General features: G+C 54.9%; 23 protein-coding genes. 5 read left to right on the forward strand and 18 right to left on the reverse strand.

Features of this window, described 5'->3' with window-relative positions; genetic code table 11:
* The first annotated feature begins 5 nt into the window (after window positions 1-5).
* Window positions 6-791 carry a helix-turn-helix domain-containing protein gene (locus ACI2J2_RS17630; protein ID WP_265555890.1) on the forward strand — a complete coding sequence of 262 codons (786 nt, stop codon included), beginning with the start codon at window positions 6-8 and terminating at the stop codon, window positions 789-791.
* On the opposite strand, the gene cybC is transcribed toward ACI2J2_RS17630, so the two are convergent.
* Window positions 788-1,174 (reverse strand): cytochrome b562, encoded by a 387-nt coding sequence (gene cybC, locus ACI2J2_RS17635; RefSeq protein WP_404760526.1) that lies wholly within the window; start codon window positions 1,172-1,174, stop codon window positions 788-790. The two genes, ACI2J2_RS17630 and cybC, sit on opposite strands and share 4 nt — an antisense overlap.
* 277 nt (window positions 1,175-1,451) lie before the next feature.
* A complete protein-coding gene (gene pmbA, locus ACI2J2_RS17640; protein ID WP_404760527.1) occupies window positions 1,452-2,792 on the reverse strand; it encodes a metalloprotease PmbA in 1,341 nt (446 codons plus the stop codon).
* A 177-nt stretch (window positions 2,793-2,969) separates the two neighbouring features.
* On the opposite strand from pmbA, the gene yjgA reads away from it, so the two are divergent.
* Window positions 2,970-3,518 (forward strand): ribosome biogenesis factor YjgA, encoded by a 549-nt coding sequence (gene yjgA / locus ACI2J2_RS17645; RefSeq protein WP_209637109.1) that lies wholly within the window; start codon window positions 2,970-2,972, stop codon window positions 3,516-3,518.
* A gap of 30 nt (window positions 3,519-3,548) precedes the next feature.
* Here the strand turns inward: yjgA and ACI2J2_RS17650 are convergent, their stop codons facing one another.
* From ACI2J2_RS17650 to aaeX, 5 genes are all read right to left on the reverse strand, one after another.
* Window positions 3,549-3,848 (reverse strand): barstar family protein, encoded by a 300-nt coding sequence (locus ACI2J2_RS17650; protein ID WP_209637107.1) that lies wholly within the window; start codon window positions 3,846-3,848, stop codon window positions 3,549-3,551.
* A 5-nt stretch (window positions 3,849-3,853) separates the two neighbouring features.
* A complete protein-coding gene (locus tag ACI2J2_RS17655; protein ID WP_209637105.1) occupies window positions 3,854-4,303 on the reverse strand; it encodes a ribonuclease in 450 nt (149 codons plus the stop codon).
* Window positions 4,304-4,547: 244 nt separating this feature from the next.
* A complete protein-coding gene (gene aaeB, locus ACI2J2_RS17660; RefSeq protein ID WP_209637103.1) occupies window positions 4,548-6,515 on the reverse strand; it encodes a p-hydroxybenzoic acid efflux pump subunit AaeB in 1,968 nt (655 codons plus the stop codon).
* A complete protein-coding gene (gene aaeA / locus ACI2J2_RS17665) occupies window positions 6,515-7,450 on the reverse strand; it encodes a p-hydroxybenzoic acid efflux pump subunit AaeA (RefSeq protein ID WP_209637101.1) in 936 nt (311 codons plus the stop codon). The genes aaeB and aaeA overlap by 1 nt, the downstream gene beginning before the upstream one ends.
* A 7-nt stretch (window positions 7,451-7,457) precedes the next feature.
* Complete coding sequence (gene aaeX / locus ACI2J2_RS17670) at window positions 7,458-7,661, reverse strand: p-hydroxybenzoic acid efflux pump operon protein AaeX (RefSeq protein WP_004936952.1); 204 nt, start codon at window positions 7,659-7,661, stop codon at window positions 7,458-7,460.
* Window positions 7,662-8,094: 433 nt separating this feature from the next.
* On the opposite strand from aaeX, the gene aaeR reads away from it, so the two are divergent.
* Window positions 8,095-9,006 (forward strand): HTH-type transcriptional activator AaeR, encoded by a 912-nt coding sequence (aaeR, locus tag ACI2J2_RS17675; protein ID WP_037416253.1) that lies wholly within the window; start codon window positions 8,095-8,097, stop codon window positions 9,004-9,006.
* Here aaeR and ACI2J2_RS17680 read toward each other — a convergent pair.
* Together ACI2J2_RS17680 and ACI2J2_RS17685 are read right to left on the reverse strand one after the other, a co-directional pair.
* Window positions 8,969-9,346, reverse strand: a complete 378-nt coding sequence (locus ACI2J2_RS17680) for a hypothetical protein (protein ID WP_404760528.1) — start codon at window positions 9,344-9,346, stop codon at window positions 8,969-8,971. The genes aaeR and ACI2J2_RS17680 overlap by 38 nt on opposite strands.
* Entirely contained in the window at window positions 9,343-9,630 is a 288-nt protein-coding gene (locus ACI2J2_RS17685; protein WP_404760529.1) for a zinc ribbon domain-containing protein, read from the reverse strand. The genes ACI2J2_RS17680 and ACI2J2_RS17685 overlap by 4 nt, the downstream gene beginning before the upstream one ends.
* Window positions 9,631-9,839: 209 nt before the next feature.
* Here ACI2J2_RS17685 and ACI2J2_RS17690 point away from each other — a divergent pair, with 209 nt between their 5' ends.
* Window positions 9,840-10,784 carry a nucleoside hydrolase gene (locus tag ACI2J2_RS17690; protein WP_404760530.1) on the forward strand — a complete coding sequence of 315 codons (945 nt, stop codon included), beginning with the start codon at window positions 9,840-9,842 and terminating at the stop codon, window positions 10,782-10,784.
* 74 nt (window positions 10,785-10,858) lie between these two features.
* Here the strand turns inward: ACI2J2_RS17690 and tldD are convergent, their stop codons facing one another.
* From tldD to csrD, 9 genes are all read right to left on the reverse strand, one after another.
* Window positions 10,859-12,304, reverse strand: coding sequence for a metalloprotease TldD (tldD, locus tag ACI2J2_RS17695; protein WP_404760531.1), 1,446 nt, complete (start codon window positions 12,302-12,304; stop codon window positions 10,859-10,861).
* Between the two features lie 7 nt (window positions 12,305-12,311).
* Window positions 12,312-13,172 carry a deaminated glutathione amidase gene (nit1, locus tag ACI2J2_RS17700; RefSeq protein ID WP_209637090.1) on the reverse strand — a complete coding sequence of 287 codons (861 nt, stop codon included), beginning with the start codon at window positions 13,170-13,172 and terminating at the stop codon, window positions 12,312-12,314.
* Entirely contained in the window at window positions 13,169-16,984 is a 3,816-nt protein-coding gene (yhdP, locus tag ACI2J2_RS17705) for an AsmA2 domain-containing protein YhdP (RefSeq protein ID WP_404760532.1), read from the reverse strand. Before yhdP ends, nit1 begins: the two co-directional genes overlap by 4 nt.
* A 105-nt stretch (window positions 16,985-17,089) precedes the next feature.
* Window positions 17,090-18,559: a ribonuclease G gene (gene rng, locus ACI2J2_RS17710; protein WP_209637080.1), complete on the reverse strand. Its 1,470-nt coding sequence runs from the start codon at window positions 18,557-18,559 to the stop codon at window positions 17,090-17,092.
* 38 nt (window positions 18,560-18,597) lie between these two features.
* On the reverse strand, window positions 18,598-19,182 hold the full coding sequence (locus ACI2J2_RS17715) for a nucleoside triphosphate pyrophosphatase (RefSeq protein ID WP_209637078.1): 585 nt from the start codon (window positions 19,180-19,182) through the stop codon (window positions 18,598-18,600).
* 10 nt (window positions 19,183-19,192) lie between these two features.
* Window positions 19,193-19,681: a rod shape-determining protein MreD gene (mreD, locus tag ACI2J2_RS17720; RefSeq protein ID WP_012147104.1), complete on the reverse strand. Its 489-nt coding sequence runs from the start codon at window positions 19,679-19,681 to the stop codon at window positions 19,193-19,195.
* Window positions 19,678-20,679, reverse strand: coding sequence for a rod shape-determining protein MreC (gene mreC, locus ACI2J2_RS17725; protein ID WP_265555880.1), 1,002 nt, complete (start codon window positions 20,677-20,679; stop codon window positions 19,678-19,680). The genes mreD and mreC overlap by 4 nt, the downstream gene beginning before the upstream one ends.
* Before the next feature lie 94 nt (window positions 20,680-20,773).
* Window positions 20,774-21,817 carry a rod shape-determining protein MreB gene (gene mreB / locus ACI2J2_RS17730; protein WP_012147106.1) on the reverse strand — a complete coding sequence of 348 codons (1,044 nt, stop codon included), beginning with the start codon at window positions 21,815-21,817 and terminating at the stop codon, window positions 20,774-20,776.
* A 412-nt stretch (window positions 21,818-22,229) separates the two neighbouring features.
* A complete protein-coding gene (gene csrD, locus ACI2J2_RS17735) occupies window positions 22,230-24,161 on the reverse strand; it encodes an RNase E specificity factor CsrD (RefSeq protein WP_209637074.1) in 1,932 nt (643 codons plus the stop codon).
* 295 nt (window positions 24,162-24,456) lie between these two features.
* On the opposite strand from csrD, the gene ACI2J2_RS17740 reads away from it, so the two are divergent.
* Window positions 24,457-25,434, forward strand: coding sequence for an MDR family oxidoreductase (locus tag ACI2J2_RS17740; RefSeq protein WP_209637072.1), 978 nt, complete (start codon window positions 24,457-24,459; stop codon window positions 25,432-25,434).
* The last annotated feature ends 99 nt before the right edge of the window (window positions 25,435-25,533 follow it).

The following is a 25,533-nucleotide window of genomic DNA, read 5'->3' on the forward strand; positions in this document are numbered from 1 at the left end:
GGCTTATGCGCAACGTACGTATAGATGACCTCGATCACGTGTCCAGATCCGTGATCGCCATTGGCACCGATTATCCGTCAGGCCATCTGCTGCCCATGCACTGTCACCGTCGCGCCCAGCTCCTGTATGGCGCGACCGGTGTAATGCACGTGTTTACCCGTCAGGGGAATTGGATTGTGCCGCCGCAGCGCGCGGTATGGTTACCACCGCAGATGCCGCATGAGGTCAGAATGGTCGGTGTCACTACGCGGAGCCTATACATTGAGCCGACGGCTCTACTGCCCAATCAACCACAGGTTTGCCAAGTGGTTAGCGTGACGCCACTGATGCGCCAACTGTTGATGGCAGCCGTCGATATGCCTCTGGAATACGATCCACAAGGCCGGGATGGCGCGCTGGTCAGCCTGTTATTGCATGAACTTGCTCATCTGCAGGCCTTGCCGTTGCATATCCCGCTGCCCACGGACTCACGCTTGGGTGAACTGTGCCAACGTTTCCTGCAACAACCTGACGCCCATGACTCACCGCAGGAATGGGCCGCACGCCTGTACATGAGTATCCGCAGCTTCAGCCGTCTGTTTCGCGCTCAGACCGGCATGTCATTTTCGCAGTGGCGCCAGCGAGCCTGCGTGGTGTTGGCATTGGCCAGGCTGACCGAAGGCAGCAGCGTGACACAGGTCGCTCTGGACTTGGGTTATGAAAGCAGCGCGGCATTTGCAACGATGTTTCGACGCGTGCTGGGACAAGCGCCGTCCTGCTATCTGGCGTCAGAACGGCGCGAAAAGGCTTAGCGGAATTTCTTGTGATTGGCGTCGCGGGTTTGCTTGAAGCCCTGAGCGACTTGCTTGGCTTCAGCCAATTTGCCTTGATTAGCCAGCGCCAGCGATTGATCGATCTGGTCGATCAACGTGTCCAGGCCATGATGGAAATCTTTTATTTCCGGGCTATTGGCCGCTTTATCTTCCAGTTTAGGTGGCTTACTTTGCTTCGCATCCACTGCAGCAGCACGCATATTCTGCAAGCTTTGCTTCATGGTGTCCGTGGAGTCGGTGCTCAGCACCGTTTTGTAATTGCCTGCGATGGTATCCATATCGTCGGCCAGATCGGCTGCGACGGCCAGTGAACTGGCACCCAGCAGCGTCAATGCCATAAGCGCTTTCAGTTTGTTCGACATGCTTGCTCACCTTCCAGTTGTACCAAAAAATAATTGGAGTTGCATCAAGGCGGCAAGAACGTGAATCCTCAGAAACTTACTCAAGTAAGTGACTGGGGTGAACGCTCGCAGCCAACACAGATGCGGCTTCAAGTATGACGGGTATATTGTTTTATTTGACCCAGCCTAACCATAGGCAAGGGAGTCGAAAACTGAAACAGAAGATTTGTAAGCAAGGTTAAAAGGGGGAAAGGGGAGTGATACGGCTGGCAACCGGAGCGGCCAGCCGTGGCAGAGATTACTGACCGGCGATTTTCATGTCCGGCAACAACACGGAACCGCACTGGATGTTGCTGCGGGTTTCGATATCGCTGCCCACGCTGACGATGTTACGCAACATATCCTTCAGGTTGCCCGCAATGGTGATCTCGCTGACCGGATATTGGATCTCGCCGTTTTCCACCCAGAACCCCGCAGCACCGCGCGAATAGTCGCCGGTAATACCGCTGACACCCTGGCCCATCAGTTCGGTCACCACCAGACCGGTACCCAACTGCTTCAACATGCCGGCAAAGTCATCGCCCTGCCCCTTGATTCGCCAGTTGTGGATACCGCCCGCATGGCCGGTGCTGTGCATACCAAGCTTACGTGCCGAATAGCTGGTCATCAGCCAGGTTTGCAGCACGCCATCTTTGACAATGTCGCGGCGTTGGGTACGGACCCCCTCGCTGTCGAACGGCGTGGAGGCCAGCCCTTTCAGCAGATGCGGGTGCTCTTCGATGGTCAGCCAGTCCGGCAGGATTTGCTTACCCAGAGAATCCAACAGATACGTGGATTTACGGTAAACGCTGCTCCCACTGATGGCGCCGACCAAATGCCCGAACAACCCTGTTGCCACTTCAGAAGCAAACAAAACCGGGGCGGTCATGGTCGACAGCTTACGCGGTGCCAAGCGCGACAGCGTACGGCGGGCACATTCCTGACCGACCCATTCAGGGCTTTCCAGATCGCCCATCGCGCGGCCAATGGTGTAGGCGTAATCACGCTCCATGTCACCATTGTGTTCCGCAATCACGCAGCTCGACAGTGAATGCCGGCTGGAACAGTAACTTTGCAACATGCCGTGGCTGTTGCCGAAGACCTTGATACCGTAGTGGCTGTTAAAACTGCCCCCTTCGGTATTGGTAATACGTTTGTCTGCTGCCAGTGACGCCTGCTCTGCTCGTGCAGCCAGCTCGATACCGCGCTCGGCGTCCAGCTCTTCCGGGTGGAACAGGTCCAGATCCGGTGCGTCAAACGCCAGCAGGTCTTTTTCTGCCGGGCCAGCGTTAGGATCTACCGAGGTATAACGGGCAATATCCAGTGCCGCCTGCACGGTACGGGCAATCGCATCCGGGCTGAGATCGGTAGAAGACGCACTGCCTTTACGCTGCTGGTGATAAACGGTAATGCCCAACGCGCCATCGCTGTTGAACTCAACGTTCTCCACCTCTCCAAAGCGGGTGCTGACGCTGATACCGGTAGATTTGGTCACGGCAACTTCTGCCGCATCGGAGCCGGCGCGTGCCAGTTCCAAAGCCTGTGAAACGGCCTGTTCCAGCGCCTTGCGCTGTTCTGCAACTTGAGTGACTACTTTCATCAATCTGCCATACTTAATCAGAAAATCGTTGAGAAAAGTGCCGTGGCGGCGTGGTTGCGCGTGGAGTCACGCGCAAAAATCATGTGATTTATACTTTTGAGTCTAACAGGAACCGCGCGGAATTTCGCATAAAGCCGGCAACCTGTTAGGATTAGCCTCTTTTTAACGGAGCCTACTATGAACAAACAGCCTGAAGACTGGCTCGACGATGTCCCGGAGAACATTGACGAGGAAGATGACGAGATTATCTGGGTCAGTAAAAGTGAAATTAAACGTGATGCCGAAGCGCTGAAAGACCTGGGTGTAGAACTGGTCGAACTGGGTAAAAATGCGCTGGACCGCATCCCACTGGACGAAGATTTACGCACGGCGATTGAACTGGCGCAGAAGATCAAGAAAGAAGGCCGCCGCCGTCAGCTGCAACTGATTGGCAAGATGCTGCGTGCCCGCGATGTAGAGCCAATCCAGACCGCGCTCGACAAGCTGAAGAACCGCCATAACCAGCAGGTTTCGCTGTTCCATAAGCTGGAAGTACTGCGCGACCGCCTGGTAGAAGAAGGCGATGATGCGATCCCACCTATCCTGGCGCTGTATCCAGAGGCCGATCGCCAACAGTTGCGTTCACTGGTGCGTAACGCGCAGAAAGAGAAAGCCGCTAACAAGCCGCCGAAAGCTTACCGTCAAATATTCCAGTACCTGCGCGATTTGGCCGAGACAGCCGAATGATCGCCGCCGTCACCACGGGATGAACCCAGTTCATCCCCGGTGATGTGCAGGTTCACCGCTGCTTTCACGAATATTGAAACGCAAACTGCCTTCCAGTTCTTCTTCCGCTTCTTCAAACAGCAGGATAATCGCGCCAAAACGACGTTTGCTGCGGGCATTGAGATGGGTAAATTCAATCTCGACCGGCAAGCTGATGTCTGCGGTTACCACGTCCCAGAGCGCATCCAGATTGGCGCCAAACGCCTCATCCAGCGCAAACTTATCTGCAAAGTCGCGGTAGAACGCCGGTAAATCGTTAATCTGATTAAAATCGAACTCTACTTTTGCCATCAAGCTCACTCCACCCGAATGAAGTTTTTATAATGGTCACGCGTGACAAAAATCAGGCCGTCGCTGGAATACAGTAAGCGATCGGCACCGCGCCGGCCGCATTGATAATTGATATCCGCTTCGCGCCATACCCGGCTGCGGGCGGTAGGCAGTTGCCCTTCACGGTTTGAGAAACGGTCGCCACCAATGGCTTTACCCGGCAACACCGAACACAAATTCCCGTTGCGTGCATCCCACCCCTGTTCCCGCGCCTGCTTCTTGGTGATGTAATAGTCCGGTAACCGCTGATGCTGCTGCAGATAACTCACTACCCTTTTCTGCTGCGTCAGCTGGTCAATACTCTGACCTTCGGCCACCGCCGGCACGTTGGCAATCACCCGATCGGTGCCGCGCAGTGCATTAAAACCGGCCAACACAACGGCGATGACTATCGCCACGAGGATCCGCTTATTCATTGCTGTCCCTGAATTATGGCAGACAGGGGTGCATCAGCACCCATGCTAGTTGGATTTATAGATGAAAAGGATGAAACAGAGATGACTGGCATATAACGTTTTCGCTTCAGGGGAAACCGCGCCGAACCACTTGCATCACCCATCCATGCTAATCATGCCATTTTGCAGCGCGTCTGGCACTCAGTGCAACTCCGAAACAGGCTCTTCTTTGGCAAGTATAGCCCCCGCAGGGGCATTTGGCGTGTCAGTCGATCAACGCATGGCGATAGCGATGCAGCATGTCAGCCAGACGTTTTACTGGCCCAGTGACGCTAAGTGGTGCCTGATAATCCACCAGCTTTTGCTGATAGTCATTCATTTCGCCCAATAACCGATCGTAATAGTACGCACGCTTCACATCGTTTTTAGCCGAAACGACATGGTCGGCGGTATTGCGGATCTGCTTATGGAATGCTGAAAGCTCCTCGCTGGCTGGGATCTCCGCTCGCTGCATACGCTGGTGAGCGATGATCAGGTTGAGCGCCAGACGGTACTTCGCGATATCGTTCGGGAACATCATCAGCAGTTGATTGAGTTGTTGGTACAGTGCCGGCAGATGGTTTTGTCGACGACGCGACGCCTTGGTGGTCAACGCCGATACCGCACTGCTGACAAACTGGTTCAGCAACGTACGCCCCGTACGTTCACGTGAGTTATCCCGAATCAGTAACAGCACCATCAGCCCCACGCAGCTGCCGAGGAACTGACCGAGCGCCCCGTCGAGGAACTGCGTCACGTTGAACTCCATCGGATTGCTCAGCACCAGTATGTTGATGGTCCCGGCTAACAGGCCGAGCGATCCCAGCCGCCGTTTCTGCACTTCGATACCGATGAAGAAGGCCAACAGGCCCAGGCTGAGACACAGCAGTAAAATACTTTGCTGGGTCGCGGGCAGGATCACCATAAAGAACAGTGAACCAACCGGGATCGCCGCCAGCATACCCAGTACAAAGTCCATCGCCACCATACGCGGCGCGGGAGTACGCATTGCCAATGAAGTGATCACCGCGATGATCACCATAAAACCACTGCCGGACGTCCAGCCAGTCCATAGCCACAATAAGCTACCAAACGCCGTTGCCACAAAGGTGCGCAGGCCGTTAATCATCGCGTGGTGTCTTTCCGCCGAGGTGGGTTTGACCACAACCTCACTGCTTAACACCCCTTCCTCCACCACACTAATGCTGCTGTTGGTGTGTACACCTTTGGCCAGCAGCAGATAGCGGGTGGCTGCGCCAACCCAACTGGTGATGGTCACTAAAGTCTCGTCGGTACGGTTGGTCGTCAGCACCTGCCGTAGCAACTTCATGCGTTTATGGATTTCCTGCGGCGTTTCCGCCGGTACCATCAATAACTCGCGGATGTTCTCTTTCAGCGCATCCGGGTGGTTCAGCAGGATTAAATAGGTCTCACACGCCTGGGTGATCAGCGTCAGCGACAAGGTATGCAGCGCCAGAACGCGGCGGTTCACTTTCTGCCAGCGTGATGACTCCATCATCAAATTGCTGCGCATACCGTTCAGCGCCGTGGTGCTTTTCACCAGGTTGCTCCAGGCGCGGTCAATGTCTTCTTTCTCGCCGTTGCTAATACACATCTGCATCAATCGGTACTGATCCACCAACAGTTGATCCACCGCGCGATCGATGTCCTGCTTGATTGAACGCGGTGAAAACAGCAGATCCGCCAGTACAGCGCTGACGATCCCCAGCACGATCTCGCTACAGCGCTCAATGGCAAACTGCGGCGCTTCTAACAGATGGGATTCACTGCTGGCGACGGTCACAATGATGATCAACGCCGTGTAGCCCGCCAACCCCCAGGCATAGGAGTTTTCGACTTTAATCAGCGAAGACAGCCAGGTACAGAAACCAGCCCAGATACAGCACAGCAATAGCATCACCACCGGCGCACGCGCTGTCGTGACGATAATCACCAGGCCGACAAAGCAACCGATGAAGGTACCGATAATGCGCAGCCAACCGCGATGACGAATCGCGCCGGAGAAGGGTTCGCCGCCCGCCGCAAAGGCCGGGCCGGCAGCCACGATGGCGGCCGTCATCGCCGACCAGCGTGGGGTTTCCAGGTTGAGATGGAAACCGACAAACAGCGCAAACACAATCGCAAAGCTGAGCTTGAAGGCAAATCTCAGCCGGATAAAGGTTGGGTTATTCATTAACCGAACTCACGCAGCCGATGCATCAAACGCACAAAAGGCGAGCCGCTATCGACAGCGCGATCGTTCTTACCGGTGATCACCACCGTGGCGGTGGTCCCAGCCGGATAAGGATGTAACTGGTCTTTGTCGTCCAACAGAATTTTCACCGGTACGCGCTGCGCCAGACGCACCCATTCAAGGTTGCTGTCGATCGACGCCAAGCCTTTGCTGTTCATAGTGCTGCTGCTGTTGTTGACGGCAGCGGCCACGCTATCGACAGTACCATGCATAATCCGGTTACTGCCCAACGGAGTGATTTCTGCACGGTCGCCTTTATTCAGGCCATTGAGCTTGGTTTCTTCCAGATAGGCCAGAATGTAGAAACTGTTTTTCTTCACCAACGCCACAGCAACCGAGCCACGTGTAATGTATTCGCCTGCGTGTACGTTCAGGTTAGTGATCCAACCGTCAGCCGGTGCACGTACCGTGGTACGTTCCAGATCCAACTGCGCCAGTTCGCGTGTCGCGACGGCCTTGGCTAACTGATGCTCGACCGTCTGCAGTACGTTATTCGCCTGGTCTATCTCTTCTTGCGACATCGCCTGCACACCTAAACGTACGCGGCGGCCAGCCTCACGTCTTTTTTCCGCTGCCAACGTCTGGTAATAGGCAACATCGGCGCTGGCTTGCGCCAATGCCTGCTGATAACGCGGCTGATCGATCACCAACAGCACCTGCCCTTTCTTCACCAGTTGGTTATCTACCAAAGGCACGTCGGTGAGCAGACCGCTGACATCTGGGGCTATCGCGACCACGTCAGCAGTAAACTTGGCGTCTCGCGTCCAGGGGGACTCGGTGTAGAACACCCACGCTTTGAAGATGGCGATTATCCCCAGCAGGACCAGGATCAGTGTGATCGCGATTCGGGCTATTTTTATTGAAAAATTTTTCACAGCGACCTCAAACGAAAAGACATGAAATCAGATAGAACAAACAGCAATACAGCGCGGTATTAAACAACGCTGGATGCCAGACAAAATCGTAAATCCCGGTGGGCTGCAGCAACCGGCGCAGCAAAAAAAACAGCGCCAGCGAAACCAGCAACTCAAAAAAGACCGGGGGAAACGACAGTCCGAAAATGACCATAACCGGAAGCAAACTCATCAATTTTTCCTTATTACTCACTGCACCGGGCATTAACCTTTATACCCGTCATCTTTCAAGTTGCAGCGTTGTTACCTGCACGCTATCACCCCAGTGACTTACTAAAGTAAGTGCCTGAGGATGAGCAAGTTGGGCGCCTGGCTGCAACTTGAAAGCTATAGGGTATATTCCCATTCACATTCTCTTTACATTTTAGCGTGCGCGCACCACAAATTCCGGCCCAGACAGGTCAGGAACCTGAAAAAAGAGTAAACTCTGGAACGTACATCCGCGATAGGAATTGCGAGGATACCTGAGGGTTCGGCCCCAATGACGCTGCCGATCACACTCACGCGTTGGTAAGGTCTTTCCACCCGACTACGTTATATTAGCTTGCTTACTATCAACTCATCAACAATCTGTGATCTAAATCACTTTTAAGCCAGAGTGAATAATGGAAAGACTAAAACGGATGTCAGTATTCGCCAAAGTGGTTGAATGCGGGTCGTTTACGGCGGCTGCACGTCAGCTTGATATGAGCGTTTCATCTATCAGCCAGACCGTCTCCAAACTGGAAAATGAGCTACAGGTTAAGCTGCTTAATCGCAGCACGCGCAGTATTGGCCTGACGGAAGCCGGAAAAATTTACTATCAGGGGTGTCGTCGCATGTTGCTGGAAGTCAGCGAAGTGCACGAACAGCTGTACGCCTTTAACAATACGCCGACCGGCACGCTACGAATTGGCAGCTCATCCACCATGGCGCAAAACGTGTTGGCTACCATGACCGCCGATATGCTGAAAGAGTATCCCGGTCTGACCGTGAACTTGGTGACCGGCATTCCGGCACCGGATTTGATCGCTGATGGATTGGACGTGGTGATTCGCACGGGTGCGCTGCAGGACTCTAGCTTGTTTTCCAAACGACTGGGTTCAATGCCAATGGTGGTGTGTGCCGCCAAAAGCTATCTCAGCCAGTACGGTACACCACAAAAACCGAGCGATATGGTCAATTTTTCCTGGTTGGAATACAGCGTGCGGCCGGATAGTGAATTCGAACTGATCGCACCGGAAGGCATCAGTACACGTATTGCACCGCAGGGGCGTTTCGTCACCAACGATTCACAGACCATGATCCGCTGGTTAAAAGCCGGGGCAGGCATTGCCTATGCACCGCTGATGTGGGTGATCGAAGAGATCAAACGCGGCGAGATCGAGATCCTTTTCAAAAGTTATCATTCGGATCCTCGCCCGGTGTACGCCGTGTACACCGAGAAAGATAAGCTGCCGCTCAAAGTACAGGTGTGCATCAACTACCTGACCGACTACTTTAAGCGCGTGGGTGAGGTCTATCAGGGTTATCGTTGAGCAGAACACGACGAGCCCAGGCACCCAGTACCAGTAATACCAGCATGCCCAGACCCCAGATTAACCAGACGGCATATCCCGCCCAGGTGAGCAGGCGCGGGAAAGAACCTGCCAACCCGCTCGCCAGCTGCTGCAACAAGGGCAACCCGGTATCCAACAGCGTCTGCGGTACCAGGCTGAGCAAACCGGTAAACGGTGGCGTTAACTGGGCCGCCCCGCTCTGCGCCAGCCCCGTCAGTGCAGGCAGCCAGCCCAAGATACCGGAAGCCCCCCACGCCAACAGCGTCCATAACGCCATGGCAACCAACAGCACTATGGCACTCCCTCCGCGTTTCGTCATGGCTGCCCTCCGCTAGCCGCCTTGCCACATTGCTGGCAAAAACGGCTGCCTGCCGGCAGAGGTGCGGAACACCCGCTGCATTGTGCTGCGGGCGTTTCAAAAGGCTGCCCGCAACGGTGGCAATAGCGCGCACCGGGCTTGTTAGGCGCCTGACATTGCAGGCATTGCGGCCCCTGATCGCCATACTGATTATAACGGTTGCCATGATGCCCACGCCCATGGCCAGAACCTTGATGACCGCCACCGAAACCGCCTTGCCCCAAGAGCCTTTTCAACATGCTCATCACGCTTATCCTCTCTGCGTTACGCCAGGTTTCACCTTAAACCCTGGAGTAAACTCCAGGGTAAAGAGCAATGAAGGCGGATTTACGTTTAATTACATCACTGAATCAGCAACGCTTTGATGTAGTTAACAAAAAGCATTATCGGTCATTACCTGGCCTGCCGTCGGTGCGCTATGCTGCGGGAACCTCTCCCTGCATCAGGAATAAAAATGAAAAAAATCATACTGGACTGCGATCCGGGGCATGACGATGCGATCGCCATGCTGCTGGCCTGGGGTAACCCGCAGATTGATCTGTTGGCTGTGACCACCGTGGTAGGTAATCAAACACTGGATAAGGTCACCCGTAATGCGCTGGCCGTCGCGCGCATCGCTAATATCACCGGTGTCCCCTTTGCCGCCGGCTGTCCGCGCCCGCTAGTGCGCCAGATCGAAGTCGCACCCGATATCCATGGCGAGTCCGGCCTGGATGGCCCCGTGTTGCCATTGCCAACATTGGCACTGGAACCCTGCCATGCAGTCGATCTGATCATCAATACCATCATGGCCCACCCGCCAGGCAGTGTGACGCTTGTCCCGACCGGCGGTCTGACCAATATCGCCATGGCGGTGCGTAAAGAACCCCGTATTGCGGAACGTGTTAAAGAAGTGGTGTTGATGGGCGGTGGCTACCACGTGGGCAACTGGAGCGCGGTGGCAGAATTTAATATCAAGATTGATCCGGAAGCCGCGCACATCGTGTTCAATGAAAAATGGCCGCTGACGATGGTTGGGCTGGATCTGACCCACCAGGCGCTTGCCACGCCGGAGGTGTGCGCACGCATCGCCGCCATCCACACAGGGCCAGCCAGGTTTGTTGGCGAGCTGCTCGAGTTCTTTGGCGAGATGTATCAACAAGCGCAGGGCTTTAGCGCCCCACCGGTACACGATCCTTGCGCGGTGGCCTATGTCATCGATCCTGAAGTCATGACGGTGCGTAAAGTGCCGGTAGATATTGAGTTAACCGGTACCCTGACGCTGGGTATGACGGTGGCCGACTTCCGCGCCCCGCCGCCGCCTGATTGCCATACTCAGGTAGCCGTGACGCTGGATCAGGAAAAATTCTGGGATTTGGTGGTGGACGCATTGGAAAGGATTGGGGAAGTGAAGGTTTAAACCAGGGCTTAAATACAACGCGAGCCGCAAAACGAAAGCTGACAGGGGCCGTAAATCGGCCCCTGGAAAAAAAATTACGCGGTACCACCAACGGTCAGGGTATCCAGCTTCAGGGTCGGTTGACCGACGCCCACTGGCAGGCTTTGCCCTTCTTTGCCGCAAACGCCCACGCCTTTATCCAGCGCCAGATCGTTGCCGACCATCGATATCTGCTGCATCGCCTCAATCCCTGAGCCAATCAACGTCGCCCCCTTCACCGGTTTGGTAATGCGGCCTTTTTCGATCAAATAGGCCTCGGTGGTGGAGAAAACAAATTTGCCGGAGGTGATATCTACCTGACCGCCGCCAAAGTTAGGCGCATACAGGCCGTATTCAACGCTGGCGATGATCTCTTCCGGCGTGGACTTGCCCGCCAACATATAGGTGTTGGTCATGCGCGGCATTGGCAGATGCGCGTAAGACTCACGACGACCGTTGCCCGTCGGCGCAACGCCCATCAGGCGAGCGTTAAGTTTGTCCTGCATGTAGCCTTTCAGGATGCCGTTCTCGATCAGCACGTTGTACTGGCCCGGCACGCCTTCGTCATCGATCGCCAGAGAACCTCGGCGACCTTGCAGGGTACCATCATCCACTACCGTACAAAGTTCAGAAGCCACCAACTGCCCCATCTGACCGCTGAACACCGACGTACCGCGGCGGTTGAAGTCACCTTCCAGGCCGTGACCTACCGCTTCATGCAGCAACACGCCCGGCCAGCCAGCACCCAGCACCACCGGCATATTGCCGGCTGGCGCCGCTACGGCAGAAAGGTTAATCAACGCCATGCGCACCGCCTCTTTGGCGTAAGCATCAGCGCGGACTTCGCCCTCGGCCATCTCCAGGAAATAGTCGTAACCGAAACGGCCGCCGCCGCCACTGGAACCGCGTTCACGCTTACCGTCTTCTTCCACCAGCACGCTGACAGATAAACGGACTAATGGGCGAACATCCGCCGCCAGCGTCCCGTCGGTTGCCGCAACCAGGATCTGCTCATACACGCCGGTAATGCTGGCGCTCACTTCCTGTACCCGTTTGTCGGTAGCACGGGCGACCTTGTCGACGCGATGCAGCAGGGCAATTTTCTCTTCACGCGGCAGGCTTTGCAGCGGATCGAGCAGTGGATACAGGACGTTATGGCTGATTTCGCCCAAGGTATGCACCTTGCCGTTACCTGCGTCACGTACGATGCTGCGCGCTGCCTGAGCGCTTTGCTGTAATGCGTTCAGGGTAATTTGATCGGCATAGGCAAAGCCGGTTTTCTCGCCGCTGACGGCGCGTACCCCGACCCCTTGATCAATATTGTAAGAGCCATCCTTGATAATGCCGTCTTCAATTACCCAGGCTTCGTGGTAGCTGGACTGGAAATAGAGGTCGGCATAGTCGAGGCGGCGTTCGGCCAGTTGCCCCAAGACGGAAAACAGGTCCTGGTGGCTCAGCTTATTGGCAGCAAGTAACTGCTCACTGACAAACGTCAGGCTCATAATTTTTTTACTCTTTAATGGAGGAGTTTTTTTCAAACGGCGCGGTTAGCGACGTCTGGAATCTGTTGTGTTGCAATACCGGCATCTGTTCGCGAATGGTTTTGAGCCCGGTAATGTCGACCCGCACCTTCAATGCCGATACGGCATCCGGGTTTTCGGCCAGCACTTTGCCCCAACCGTCTACGGCCATCGAGTGGCCCCAGGTGCGACGCGTCGGCCCATGGCTGCCAACCTGTGCCGGTGCCAGGATCACACACTGGTTTTCAATCGCTCTTGCGCGCAGCAGGATTTCCCAATGCGCTTCGCCCGTCACGCGGGTAAAGGCAGCAGGAACCGAAATCAGTTCAGCGCCCTGGGCTCGCAACGCCTGATACAGTTCAGGGAAGCGCAAATCGTAGCATATGGTCATCCCTAAACGCCCGACCGGGGTATCGACGACCGTTAGCTGTTGGCCATGTTGGTAAGTGTCTGATTCCCGATAGTGACCATGAGTATCCTTGATGTCCACGTCAAACATATGCAGTTTGTCGTAACGAGCACGAATTTCACCCTGGTCATCAAACAACAGGCTGCTGGTAGTGATAAACGCGGGGTTCTCGCGGCTGATCAACGGCATGGAACCGACCAGCAACCAGACGCCATAACGCCGCGCCATCTCGCGCACCGCATTCTGCAACGGCCCGTCACCCTGATGCTCTGCATGCTCACGATAAGCGGCAGAGTTGGCGAACAACAACGCGTTCTCTGGCGTCATGACCAGCTTCACCCCGGCATTGAGTTGCTTAATCTGCTGTTCAATCTGGGCCAGGTTGTCACGTACCTTATCGCCACTGCACAACTGTAACAACGCAACGTTAGCATTTCTCATGGCGCCTTATCCTCCTTTGGCTTACGCAGAACCTCGTTGATCTTCGGCTGATCCAGATCGCCGCTGATATGGTAGCGAATCAATGAAATCTTGCTCCACAGCGGCCCCAGCACCTGAGATGCGGCAAAAACCGCCGCACCGACAATCGGGTTAATTACGAAAGCCGTAGCGACGCCAACGGTGGCCGAAATGGCCGGCGCGACTACCGCTTCCATATCAATCCGTCGGCGTGCCAGATCAATCTGCCCACTCATGGCGATATCCGCCGCCAGTCCGTCAACCAACAGGTTATCGGTATGCATTATGCCATCTTTCAGCCATGCCGTGCTGCGGATGGAATCAAAGTAGAAGCCTTTACCAAAGGTATCACTGAAATCGAACTGTAGCTTACGTAGCAAGGCATCGAAGCTCACCAAACGCAAGAGTTGCCCAGCGCGTCCACCGCCCATACTCTCGATCTCACCCTTGCCCATGTTGACCTTCAACGCACCACTGAGCGTATTCATCTGTGGCTTCCACGGCTGCCCATGCCAATACAGATCAAAATCGATGTCATAAGGCGAGCCTTTCAGTGGGGTAGTTATCCCAAAGAAAGAGGTGGTTTCGTCAATCTTGCCGCCCAGCAATTTGCCTTTCAATGAGCTGCGCTCTTCCTGCGCATTTTGCTTCCACAGGCCGCTGGCGGTCATACGCCCTTTACCGGTATCGATCAAACCATGCGTAAGCAGGAGAGTATCGCCCTGATTGGCCAGATCCGCCTCGACCTTGCCAAGATTTTGCCCCATGACCCAGCACGACTTGCAGCGCAACATCAGCGAAGGCCAGTCCCGGAAAGACACTTTATCCACCGTCGCCAATGGGTTCGTTGCCGCAGTCGAAGTGCCCTTTGCAGCATCAAACTGCGGATTGTAATAGAGATAATTTATGTCAGCGCGCCATGGCCCGCGTTCAGTTACCCGCAGGCTACCATCAACTTCATCGCTCTTGGCGCTGATCAGCGTCCCCCCCAGCTGTTTCTCGGCAGAAAGCGTCAGCTTGTGCCAAGCCTGACCCCCCAACAGCAATTGTGGTGTTTTCAGCGCCACGGTGGTCGGGAAGTTGAAACCGCCTACCTGGCCTGAACTGCCACCCTGTTTCAGGGCCGGAGCCATTAACCCCAACCATTTCTCACCGTCCAACGCCGGTAAGTTAAGCGTCAGCGATTTTCCCGCGGGCAGTGGCGGAGTTCCGCTGCCTGCTGTTTGCCATGCGGCACGTGCCAACGTCACCTGCTTTTTGGCAAAGGTCCACTCGCTATTAAAATGGTTCTGTTTACCCGCGCTGCCGGTCAGCATGAATCCATTCAAGCCGCCTTTCACTTTTACGCTCAATGGTAATGGCTCACCCGCCGGTTTATCCAACGGAGAAGGTAAGTGACTACTTACTTTTTTAAGGTCCGCCTCTACACCAATGTCATAGCTGGCCGCCCCCTGATGAGGCAAGACGATAGCAACCTGGCCCTTCCAGGGCGCGCTGCCACTCAGCGTGTCGGCCACTTCCTTTGGAATGCCTGGGAATTTACCCGGCTGCCAGTCGGCATTCAGACCCACATTGACCTTGTAGTCGCTTTTACCTTCCTGTGTGTTGAAGTTTACTGCAACCGGCTGCCCGAACCAGTTGGCGGACAAAGTATCACTGCTCAGGTTACCGTTATCAAAACGGAACTTGCCGCTGACCTTTTGCAGTTCACTCTCGATCGGCTTGACCAACAGTGAGTTGTTGTTCAGCGCAACCTCTCCTGTGGCACGGACCAGCTCGCCGTTCAAGGGAATATCAAGATGTAAGCGCCCACTGACATTGCCGCCAATTTGCAGCTCATCCAGCGCGGCACCCAGTGAATCATGCAGTGGTGTCTGTTTGAAATAGTTATGGATCTCCGCACCCTGGCCCGCCACATCGGCATCAACGAACAGGCGTTCTTTCAGATAATCCGGAATAATTGCGGTGACATTCTTACCGTCGACGTTGCCCAACTTAGTCTGCGGCGCATTCATCCACAACCCTTCGTTGGCAAAGTCGAGATCGATAGCCAGATCGGTCAGCGCCGGCCAATCCGGCTGGAACTGGAAGGTTGAATGGCGTAGCGGGACAAACACCTCAAACTGGCCTTCGTTTTTGCGGTACGGGAAATGCTGTGGATCGCCGTTGTAGATCAAGGTGGCGTTATCCACCTGCCCACCCTGGATGGCACCACTGAGGTAATCGACCAAATGCTTGCCCATCAAGGGTTCAGGGAAGTAACGCCAAGCGTCTGCGCCGTCATACAAACGGATACCGGCCAGAATATTCAGCCACGGGTCCCCTTTCGCCGGCTGCTGATAGCGGAAATCACCTTTTACCCACAGTGATTTGGCTTTCACATTCAAATCCTTGCTCGCCAGCGTCCAACCCTGGTCATTGTACTGCCAGGTCAGCGCCCCCGTGGCGCTGCTCACTTCCAATGGCGCACGGAACATATCACCGTACGGCAAGGTACTGTCGGTGAGACCAAGCTGCAGGCGGCCATTTTCTACGCCACCGCTCAGGGCGCCGGAAAAGTGGTTCACCCCTGGCAGCAATTTCCAGTGCTGCCAACTGACATCCTGCCAGCGGGCCTGGAAACGTGTTTTTTCCGGCTGCTTCAGCGGGATATCTAACGCCAGCGCGTTTAGCTTGCCTTGTGGTTGCAGGTCATTCCAGCGTTCCAGCACGTCCGGACTCAGGAAAGAGAAAGTCGGCAGCAGCGCCGCCAGCCGTTCTAGCTGAATATTAGTGGCACGTACCCGCAGTTCTTCAGTCTGCCCCGGCCCCATAAACTCGGTGTTTTCCGGGAGCCACAACGTGGAAAGCCGGCCCTGCGGCCAAGCCTGGCCGTCTGTGGCCAAATTAAGCTGTGGCGCATCCACCTGCCAGCCCGTGCCCTGGCGGCTGAGCGTTAATGCCAGGTTGTCCACGTCCAATCGGTGTTGCTGATCGCCCACGCTCCAATTGGCCGCGCCTTGCTTCAGCAATGCATTACCGCCGGCGATTTCGCCGTTCTGGATCTGTAGCCAGGCAGCCAGGCTAAAGTCGGCGCTTTCCAGACCGGTATTGGCACGCAACCAGCGAGTAAACCAAGGCTTCATGTCGATATTATCGGCCTGCATATAGACCGTGCCGGTATTCAATAACCCCTGATTGTCACGCAGGTCCATACGTAACTGCACCACGCCGTGCTGTCCGTTCAGCGTCGACAGGCTGATCTGCCCTTCGGCACGGTGGCGATCGCGGCTATTAAGCCAGGTAAGCTGCGGGACTTCGAATTCGGCACGGGCACCGGCGGGCGTCAGGAATGAGAGACGGCTGTCACGTAGGTCGAAATGATCTAATTGATGCAGCAGCAGATCGGTAATCTTCCCCGGTTCGATGGTGCTACCCTGATGCTCGTCCCCCCCCAGTGTGGTGTTCAGATCAAACTGGAGTTGGTAAAAGGTGAGATCGCGAAATTGCCAGCGCCAATGCAGCAATGACTGCCACACGTCTAGCGCCAGCGTAACACGTTCAATATGCAGGTTACTTTTAGGCAACGTGGCCCGCACGTTGCGCATTTCAAGCTGTGGGCCGAAGGTTTCCCAGCTCCCCTGCATGAAATCGACCTGCACAGGCACACCGGAAAGGCTTTCGACCTTTGCCAGTATTTGAGGGCGGTAGTTGTTCAGCTCAGGCAGTGCCAAACGTAATCCGCTGATCAGCAACGCCACGACGACAATCAGACTGGCGCCTGTAGCTAACAAAATCCCAGGCAGTCGCCTCACGCAGTTCTCCTTGCTTCCGCTGCCTGGCAACGGGAATATCTATGCACAGTGGGGCTCAGCATGCTGAGCCCCACCGATGCCGGACCTTGGCTACCCACAGGCGGACTACATCATGACAACGTCAAACTGTTCCTGACTGTACAAGGGTTCGATTTGTACCTTCACCTGCTTGCCGACAAAAATTTCTACTTCCGCCAACGCATGAGACTCTTCGCTTTTCAGCGCTTCCCCCACCGCCGCGGACGCGTATACCAGGAAACGATCGGAATCATAAGCATGGTGCACACGCACAATTTCGCGCAAAATTTCGTAGCACACGGTTTCCACTGTTTTCAATGTGCCGCGTCCATGACAAGTAGGACAATCATGACACAGCACATGTTCAATGCTTTCACGCGTACGTTTACGCGTCATTTCAACTAAGCCTAGCTGAGAGAAGCCGTTAATCGTGGTTTTTACCCGATCTTTACTCAGCGCCAGCTCCAGCGAGTGTAGTACCCGACGCCGGTGTTCGTCATTGTTCATGTCAATGAAGTCAATGATGATTATACCGCCCAAATTGCGCAGCCGCAGTTGGCGGGCAATAGCTTGCGTCGCTTCGATATTGGTATTGAAGATGGTTTCGTCGAGGTTACGATGGCCGACAAAAGCGCCGGTGTTGATATCCACGGTGGTCATCGCCTCGGTCTGATCGATAATCAGATAACCGCCGGACTTCAGTTCCACCTTGCGCTCTAACGCGCGCTGTATCTCATTTTCGACATCGTACAAATCAAAGATGGGCTGGCTACCGGTATACAGTTCCAGCTTGGCAGTGATATCCGGGATGTACTCACCGGTAAACTCCACCAACAGATCGTGAGTCAGACGGGAGTCCACGCGGATCCGATCCAGCGCTGCACCCGCGAAATCACGCAGAATGCGCTGCGCCAGCGCCAATTCACCATACAGTTTGTATTTGGTCTGGTTGCGTTTTTTACGCTCCATCACCTTGGTCCACAGGCGTTTAAGGAAGGCGGCATCCTGCGCCAGCTCTTCTTCACCGATGCCTTCCGCCGCGGTGCGGATGATAAAACCACCCAGCTCATCGCAATAGCCGGCAACGGCTTTCTTCAAACGCTCGCGCTCGGCTTCGCTTTCTATACGTTGGGAAACACCAACGTGCGCCGCACCCGGCATAAACACCAGGTAACGCGAAGGCAAGGTAATGTCGGTAGTCAGGCGTGCGCCTTTAGTGCCCAGCGGATCTTTCACTACCTGCACCATCAGATCCTGCCCCTGGCGCACCAGCTCAGCAATATCCCGCACGTGGAAATTCTTCTGCTCATCACCAGCCACACATTCGGTGTGTGGCATGATATCGGAGGCGTGCAGGAAGGCCGCTTTGTCCAGGCCGATATCGACGAATGCTGCCTGCATGCCTGGCAACACGCGACTTACGCGCCCTTTATAAATATTGCCGACGATGCCACGCTTGGATTCGCGCTCGATGTGGATCTCTTGCAGGATGCCGCCATCAATATAGGCAACCCGCGTTTCAGACGGTGTGATATTAACCAGTAGCTCAGCTGTCATGCCCTCTCCTCAGAACCGGTCGATAATGGCAGCACCCATCAACCGGTTCTTACATCACGTAATGCGACAAAATTACTGAGCAGCTCATGTGTTTCGACTAACGGCAAGCCCATCACTGCGTGATAACTGCCGGTTATCGTTCTGACGAAACAACCACCCTTTCCTTGAATTCCGTAGGCGCCCGCTTTATCCATCGGTTCGCCCGTTGCAATATAGTCGCAAATATCCTGCTGTGACAGGTTGCGGAATGTCACGTCTGTCACCACTAGCTGGCACAGAACATCATGGCAATCGGCGACGGCCACTGCGGTCATCACCTGATGCTGTTTACCCGACAGCGCCGCCAGCATTTCTGCCGCATGCGCTTCGTCGCGTGGTTTTTCCAACACCCGGCCATTGAGCACGACAATGGTATCGGCCCCCAGTACCGGCCAATCTTTCTGCGCCATGGCCACGCCCGCTTTGGCCTTGTCCTGCGCCAAACGGCGCACATAGGCTTCGGCGGCTTCCCCTTCACGCCGCTGTTCTTCTGTGTCCGTTAAGATGACTTCAAACGGAACCCCTAGAAGGGTCAGTAATTCACGTCGACGGGGAGAACCAGAGGCCAGATAAAGCGAAGTCATTGATATACCCTTACTGTACGGCGAACTGACGGCGAATTTTGCGCATCAGCAGGAATAACCACGGCCACAGGATGCCGTTTACCACACTACTCCAGAACACCTCTGGGCGGAAAGAGACGTTGATCACTAAGAACTCGGCCCAGAACACCACGACGTCCATCGCCAGTGACAACAGCACGACGATCAACGCCTGTTGCCAGAGCGCCATATTGCGGAACAGTTGGAATTTGAATGCCACCAGATAGGCAATGATCCCCAACGCCAGTGCGCGAACGCCCAACGTGGAACCGAGGATCAGATCCATAATCAAGCCCAGCACAAAACCGGTACCGACATTAACCCGGTGTGGCAGCGCCATCACCCAGTAGATCAGGATCAAGGCCAGCCAGGACGGTCGGAACATATAGATCTGTTCCGGCCACGGCATGATTTGCAGCACCAGTGCCACCAGAAATGACAGCCAGATTATCCAGCGCCCGTTGCTGCGATAGCGGTTCATTGCGCAGCTCCCGTGGCGGGTGCCGCGGTTGGCACAGCCGTGCCGGTGGCCGCTGCCGGCTGCGGCAACTGTGGCCCCACGGCATCTGGCGGCGGCAGAACCTGCGGCATCATCTGCATCAGGCGCTCATTGGCAACGCGATGTACTTCGTCCGGAGGCAACGGCATATCACCGTTGCGGTCAGCGCCCCATAACAACAGCAGATAGCGCAAACGTTGCAGGCCAGCCGTTGGTCGCGCTTGAATCACGGTATAGGCGCGCTGGTTATCCACTTTGACCGAGGACACAACGGCCACCGGGTAGCCTTCAGGGAAGCGTCCACCCAGACCCGATGTGACCAGCACATCACCCACGCGGATATCCGTATTGTTCGGCAGATGCTCAAGCTGTAAATCGTCTGCACACCCACTGCCTGCCGCGATCACCCGGATATCGTTACGCAATACCTGGATTGGCAGCGCGTGTGAAGCATCGCAGATGAGCAATACGCGACTGGTCACCTTCGCCACCGCGACGACTTGGCCAACAACACCTTTATCGCTGATGACAGGTTGGCCTTCATAAACGCCATTGTCCGAACCTTTGTCGATCACCACCTGATCGCTGTAAGGATCGGAGCCGGTCGAGATCACCTGGGTGACCATTTTATGCTCGTCCTGGCGCAACGGTGAGCCTAATAACTCACGCAAGCGGGCGTTTTCCTGCTTGAATTGACCAAGAAGAAGAATATCGCTGTTTTTCAGCAGCAGTTCCTGCCGCAGAGCCCGGTTTTCAAGCTCCAGCTGTTGGCGGGTAGCCAGCGTTTCTGAAACGCTGTCCAAAACTTTACGTGGCCCATTGGCCAGAAAATAGAAAGGGCTAACGGCCGTGTCCATGTAGTTACGTATTTTCACGAACGTACCGAGACGGCTATCGGCAACGATCAGGCAAATCGCCGCAATCACTGCCAAAAAAAGTCGTAGTTGCAGAGAAGGACCCCTGCTAAAAATCGGCTTCATAAATTATGCGTGTTCCTCGACAACAGAAAGAGGAACCGTACCTGATTTTCGCTTTGCGCAGTCATCCGATACGATTCCTCCTTCCTGGGGCTGACTATTCTTCGCTGAACAAATCGCCGCCATGCATGTCGATCATTTCCAACGCCTTGCCGCCGCCGCGGGCTACGCAGGTCAGCGGATCTTCTGCTACGACTACCGGAATACCGGTTTCTTCCATCAGCAGGCGATCCAGGTTGCGCAACAGTGCGCCACCGCCGGTCAACACCATGCCACGTTCGGAAATGTCGGAAGCCAACTCCGGCGGACACTGTTCCAGCGCCACCATCACCGCACTGACGATACCGGTCAACGGCTCTTGCAGCGCTTCAAGGATTTCATTGGAATTCAGGGTAAAGCCGCGTGGCACGCCCTCAGCCAGGTTACGGCCGCGAACTTCGATTTCATGCACTTCATCGCCTGGATAAGCAGAACCGATGCCGTGTTTGATACGTTCGGCAGTGGCTTCACCAATCAGTGAGCCATAGTTACGACGCACATAATTAATGATGGCTTCGTCGAAACGGTCACCACCGATACGCACGGAAGAGGAGTAGACCACACCATTTAGTGAGATCACGGCCACTTCAGTGGTACCGCCACCGATATCAACCACCATCGAACCCGTCGCTTCAGAAACCGGCAGACCTGCACCGATTGCCGCAGCCATAGGTTCTTCAATCAGAAACACTTCACGTGCCCCCGCCCCTTGAGCGGATTCACGGATGGCACGGCGTTCAACCTGAGTTGCGCCGACCGGCACACACACCAGCACGCGCGGACTTGGCCGCATGAAGCTGTTGCTGTGGACCTGTTTGATGAAATGCTGCAGCATTTTTTCTGTCACGAAGAAATCGGCGATAACGCCGTCTTTCATCGGACGAATAGCCGCGATATTGCCGGGTGTACGTCCCAGCATCTGTTTAGCCTCATGACCCACGGCCGCAACGCTCTTGGGTGAACCGGCACGATCCTGGCGAATGGCAACCACCGACGGTTCGTTCAGTACAATGCCTTGCCCTTTAACATAAATCAGGGTATTGGCGGTACCCAAGTCGATGGACAAGTCGTTGGAAAACATGCCACGAAATTTCTTAAACATAACTAAAGGATAATCCTGCAAGCTGGGGGCGGAAAATAAAATCCGCCTACTTTACCAACCACACGAAGCAGCGACAAGGCGCAAAAACGTTCTACTTCGGTGAAAAATAGTCTGTATTGTTTCTGCTCGAATGCACGGAAATTGGATGAGGCCTGAATTCCCTGAACAAAGGCTCAGTTTACCACCCTGTCAGCGCACGAAACGGCGTAACACAGCTCATAAAATCTAACATATTCCCTGATTGCCGCTGGTGGTAAGCACCTACCAACGCTCAACAGAAAAGGACTGACAAGAGCCTATATCAAATAGGCGTCATTGTCGCAGGCAGTTTGGGGAAAATCCCAAAATGACAGATAAAATAGCCCAGATGAATTGGCGCTCATTCTACGTCAATTTTTGCCAGGCTTTCAGGTTAAACTCGATAACGGCGTGAATATTTTTTACGCCCGACGTCTATTGGCTCTGGAGGCGCGAAAAAGTCGCCCTGCCCACCGAGAATCCCGCGTTCTTTCAGCGTTTGCCATTCATTGCGCGTCCGCACACTTGCAGCAAAAACCTGGGTACTGGTGCCTTCACAAGCGCCGGTCAGGCTCTGAACGAACAGCTGATTTTCATCACGCTTATCAATACTCCGCACCAGACCCGCGTGAAGCTTAACCAGCTCCACCGGTAAGGACTTGATATAAGAGGTACTGACTACGGTTAACCCCGCTTGAGAGACCACCAAACGGCACCCCAATCCTGAAAGCAATCTCAGCACAGGGCGCAAACGGTCGATATGTTGACACACATCTGCCTCTGCAAGTTCAATCAGAATTCGCCGACGATGACTTTTTTCACACTGTAGCAGGCTATCACGCAGCCAGCGCTGGAAAGTGCGCTGCAATAATGAATCAACACACAGCGTAAATGCCAACGACTCTTCAGGCCACAATGCCAACAAAGGCAGAATGCGGCTAATAAGCTGACGATCGTAGCTTTCCGCCAACCCCAACTGCTGCACTAATGGCATATATTCAGATGGCAGTAGTTCCTGCGTCCCGTCATAAATCCGACTCATGATCTCACGATGATGGACTTCCCCTTCCACCGTCACCGCCGGTTTCTGATATAACCGTGGGCCTCCCTTCGCAAGCACTTGCTCCAACAACGTTCGCCACTTGACGCTACCGCGGCCTTTTTCAGGCACCTGGCTGTCGTAAACATACCACCCGTTTTCCCCCTGCAACGTGGCATGGCGCGTTGCCTGTTCTGCGAAATCAATCACCTGCTCGGTGGTTTGCCCGCTGCGGTATGCCACGATGCCAATGTGTAAAAACGCTTCGCGATCGATGAGTGCCGTTGAAGGCAAGGCGTCAATTGCGTGAACCAGCTGCGAAGCAATACCGTCCGCTTCTTTCAATGTGCGGTGCGGCAAGAGAACGGTAAAATCGCTGTGGAAATAGCGTGCCAGCAGCGCCGCCGGATAGCGCATCACAAAGGTCGACAACAGGTTAACCAGTGAATACATCAGTTCCTGCACCACGGTGTTACCGTGGATTTCCCGCAGCGTATCGAAATCCGGTAATCGCACCATCATAACAATGCCGTGCGAGCCGGCCTCTTCCAACTGAGTGGTGAGCTGGTTATCGAAGAAGAGTCGGTTGTTTAGCCCGGTTTTGGCATCCTGAGCGGCAAAGGCACGGATCAGCGTATCGACCCGGCTGCGCTCCTCGCGAGCCTCCGCCAGATCCGCCAACAGGCGATCGAGAGCGCCGCTAACGTTCGCAGGCCATTCACGCACGTCACCTTGCATCACGCTTTCACGTTCGCCATTCAAAATGCGGCGCGCACGGCGCTCAAGCCGATCCTCGCCATCGGCCTGTTCCCGTAACCAGCGCAGGCTGAACAGCAGGATCATCACCATCACGACGATGGACAACGTCACAGCGGCGGTGGATTGCAAGGAACGCACGTCGCTGGCGAAAGGATCAACATAAGTAATCGTCAGTGAGGCGCCAGGGTGCTGTAGCAGCGGCTGGGCGACTTGCCGATAACCGCTAAGAGACTCCCAGGGCGCTTTGACCGTCGGTAATTTATAAGAGAGAAGATTACTGCTACTGGTATCTATGCTGACCGCCACAATACCGAGCGGCCGCATCACCAAAGGCAGCCATTGTTTCTGCTCTTCGGGGGATTCACGCAGCATCGCCTGATCGAGCGAGGTCATCAGTGAGTCGAAACGACGCTCCAGACGATCTTGTGTGACGTAGAAGAAACTGTATGAACAGCCCATCAGCATCAAAAACATCGCCAGAGCAACAAGCAGGGTGATCAATGCAGAGAGTTTGGTGGTGAATCGCATCCCTGTGCCTTGTCCGTTATGGTTACGTGAATTTTCACCTTTGGAAGTATAAAGGCCCCGAATCCTCTCAAATGAATCCAACACAATACCTTGATATTTTAATGAGTCACTGGCTCAACCCAAGGGTATCCACCAACCGATCTTGCCGCTCAAGCTATCAAGCATCGCCAACGATGAAAACCTTCAATCATTATTTTTTGTCCTTTATCAGGACATAAATTTCTTATTATGCATATAGTCATTGAAATCTGATTCAGCCATCTTTGGCAAAAATGCAAACGAGAGGAAGAGTGACATGCGCGCACTGTTATTGGAACAACAAGACGATCAAACTCTAGCTCACGTCAAGGATATCGGTAGCGATCAGTTGCCCGACGGCGACGTGACGGTGAACGTCAACTGGTCCAGCCTTAACTATAAAGATGCATTGGCGATCACAGGTAAAGGCAAGATCGTACGTAATTTCCCGATGGTGCCCGGCATCGATTTCGCCGGTACCGTCCATCATAGCCGCGACGATCGCTTTAAAGAAGGCCAAAGCGTGGTGCTTACTGGTTGGGGTGTGGGCGAAAATCATTGGGGCGGCCTGGCGGAACAAGCGCGGGTCTCCGGCGAATGGTTGGTACCACTTCCACACGGGTTAGATGAACGTAAAGCCATGATCCTCGGGACCGCCGGTTTTACCGCCATGCTGTGCGTGATGGCACTGGAAGAAGGCGGCGTGCACCCCGATGATGGCAATATTTTAGTTACCGGTGCCAGTGGCGGCGTAGGCAGTACGGCGATCGCCATTCTTGCGGCACTGGGCTATCACGTCACGGCAATCAGCGGCCGTGAAAGCAATACCGAATATTTAAAAGCGCTCGGCGCCAAAGAAGTGCTATCGCGCAGTGGCTATCTCGAAGCCCCGCGCCCACTTGAGAAACAGCTGTGGGCAGGTGCCGTAGATACCGTGGGTGACACACTGCTAGCGCGCGTGTTGGCGCAAATGAACTATAACGGTACCGTCGCGGCCTGCGGTTTAGCCGGTGGCTATCACCTGCCAACTACGGTTATGCCATTTATTCTGCGCAACGTACGCCTGCAAGGCGTGGACTCGGTACACACGCCGCTGCATCGCCGTCAAACCGCCTGGGAGCGCCTGGCGGGTATCCTGCCGGACAGCTTCTATCAACAAGCTACCCAAGAAATCACGTTGGAACAGGCTCCGGCTACCGCTGCCGCGCTGCTGGAGAACAAAGTCACCGGTCGTACCCTGGTGAAAATCCGCTAATCCCAACGCCCCTCCGGCAACGGGGGGGCATATCCCGCCTGCGAAATTTCATATTTTCCCTCCGCTTCTCGCATATGGCCTGCTTTCACGCCATGCTTA

Origin of the sequence: Serratia sp. NPDC087055 (assembly GCF_044900985.1) — a bacterium.
Lineage (GTDB): Bacteria > Pseudomonadota > Gammaproteobacteria > Enterobacterales > Enterobacteriaceae > Serratia.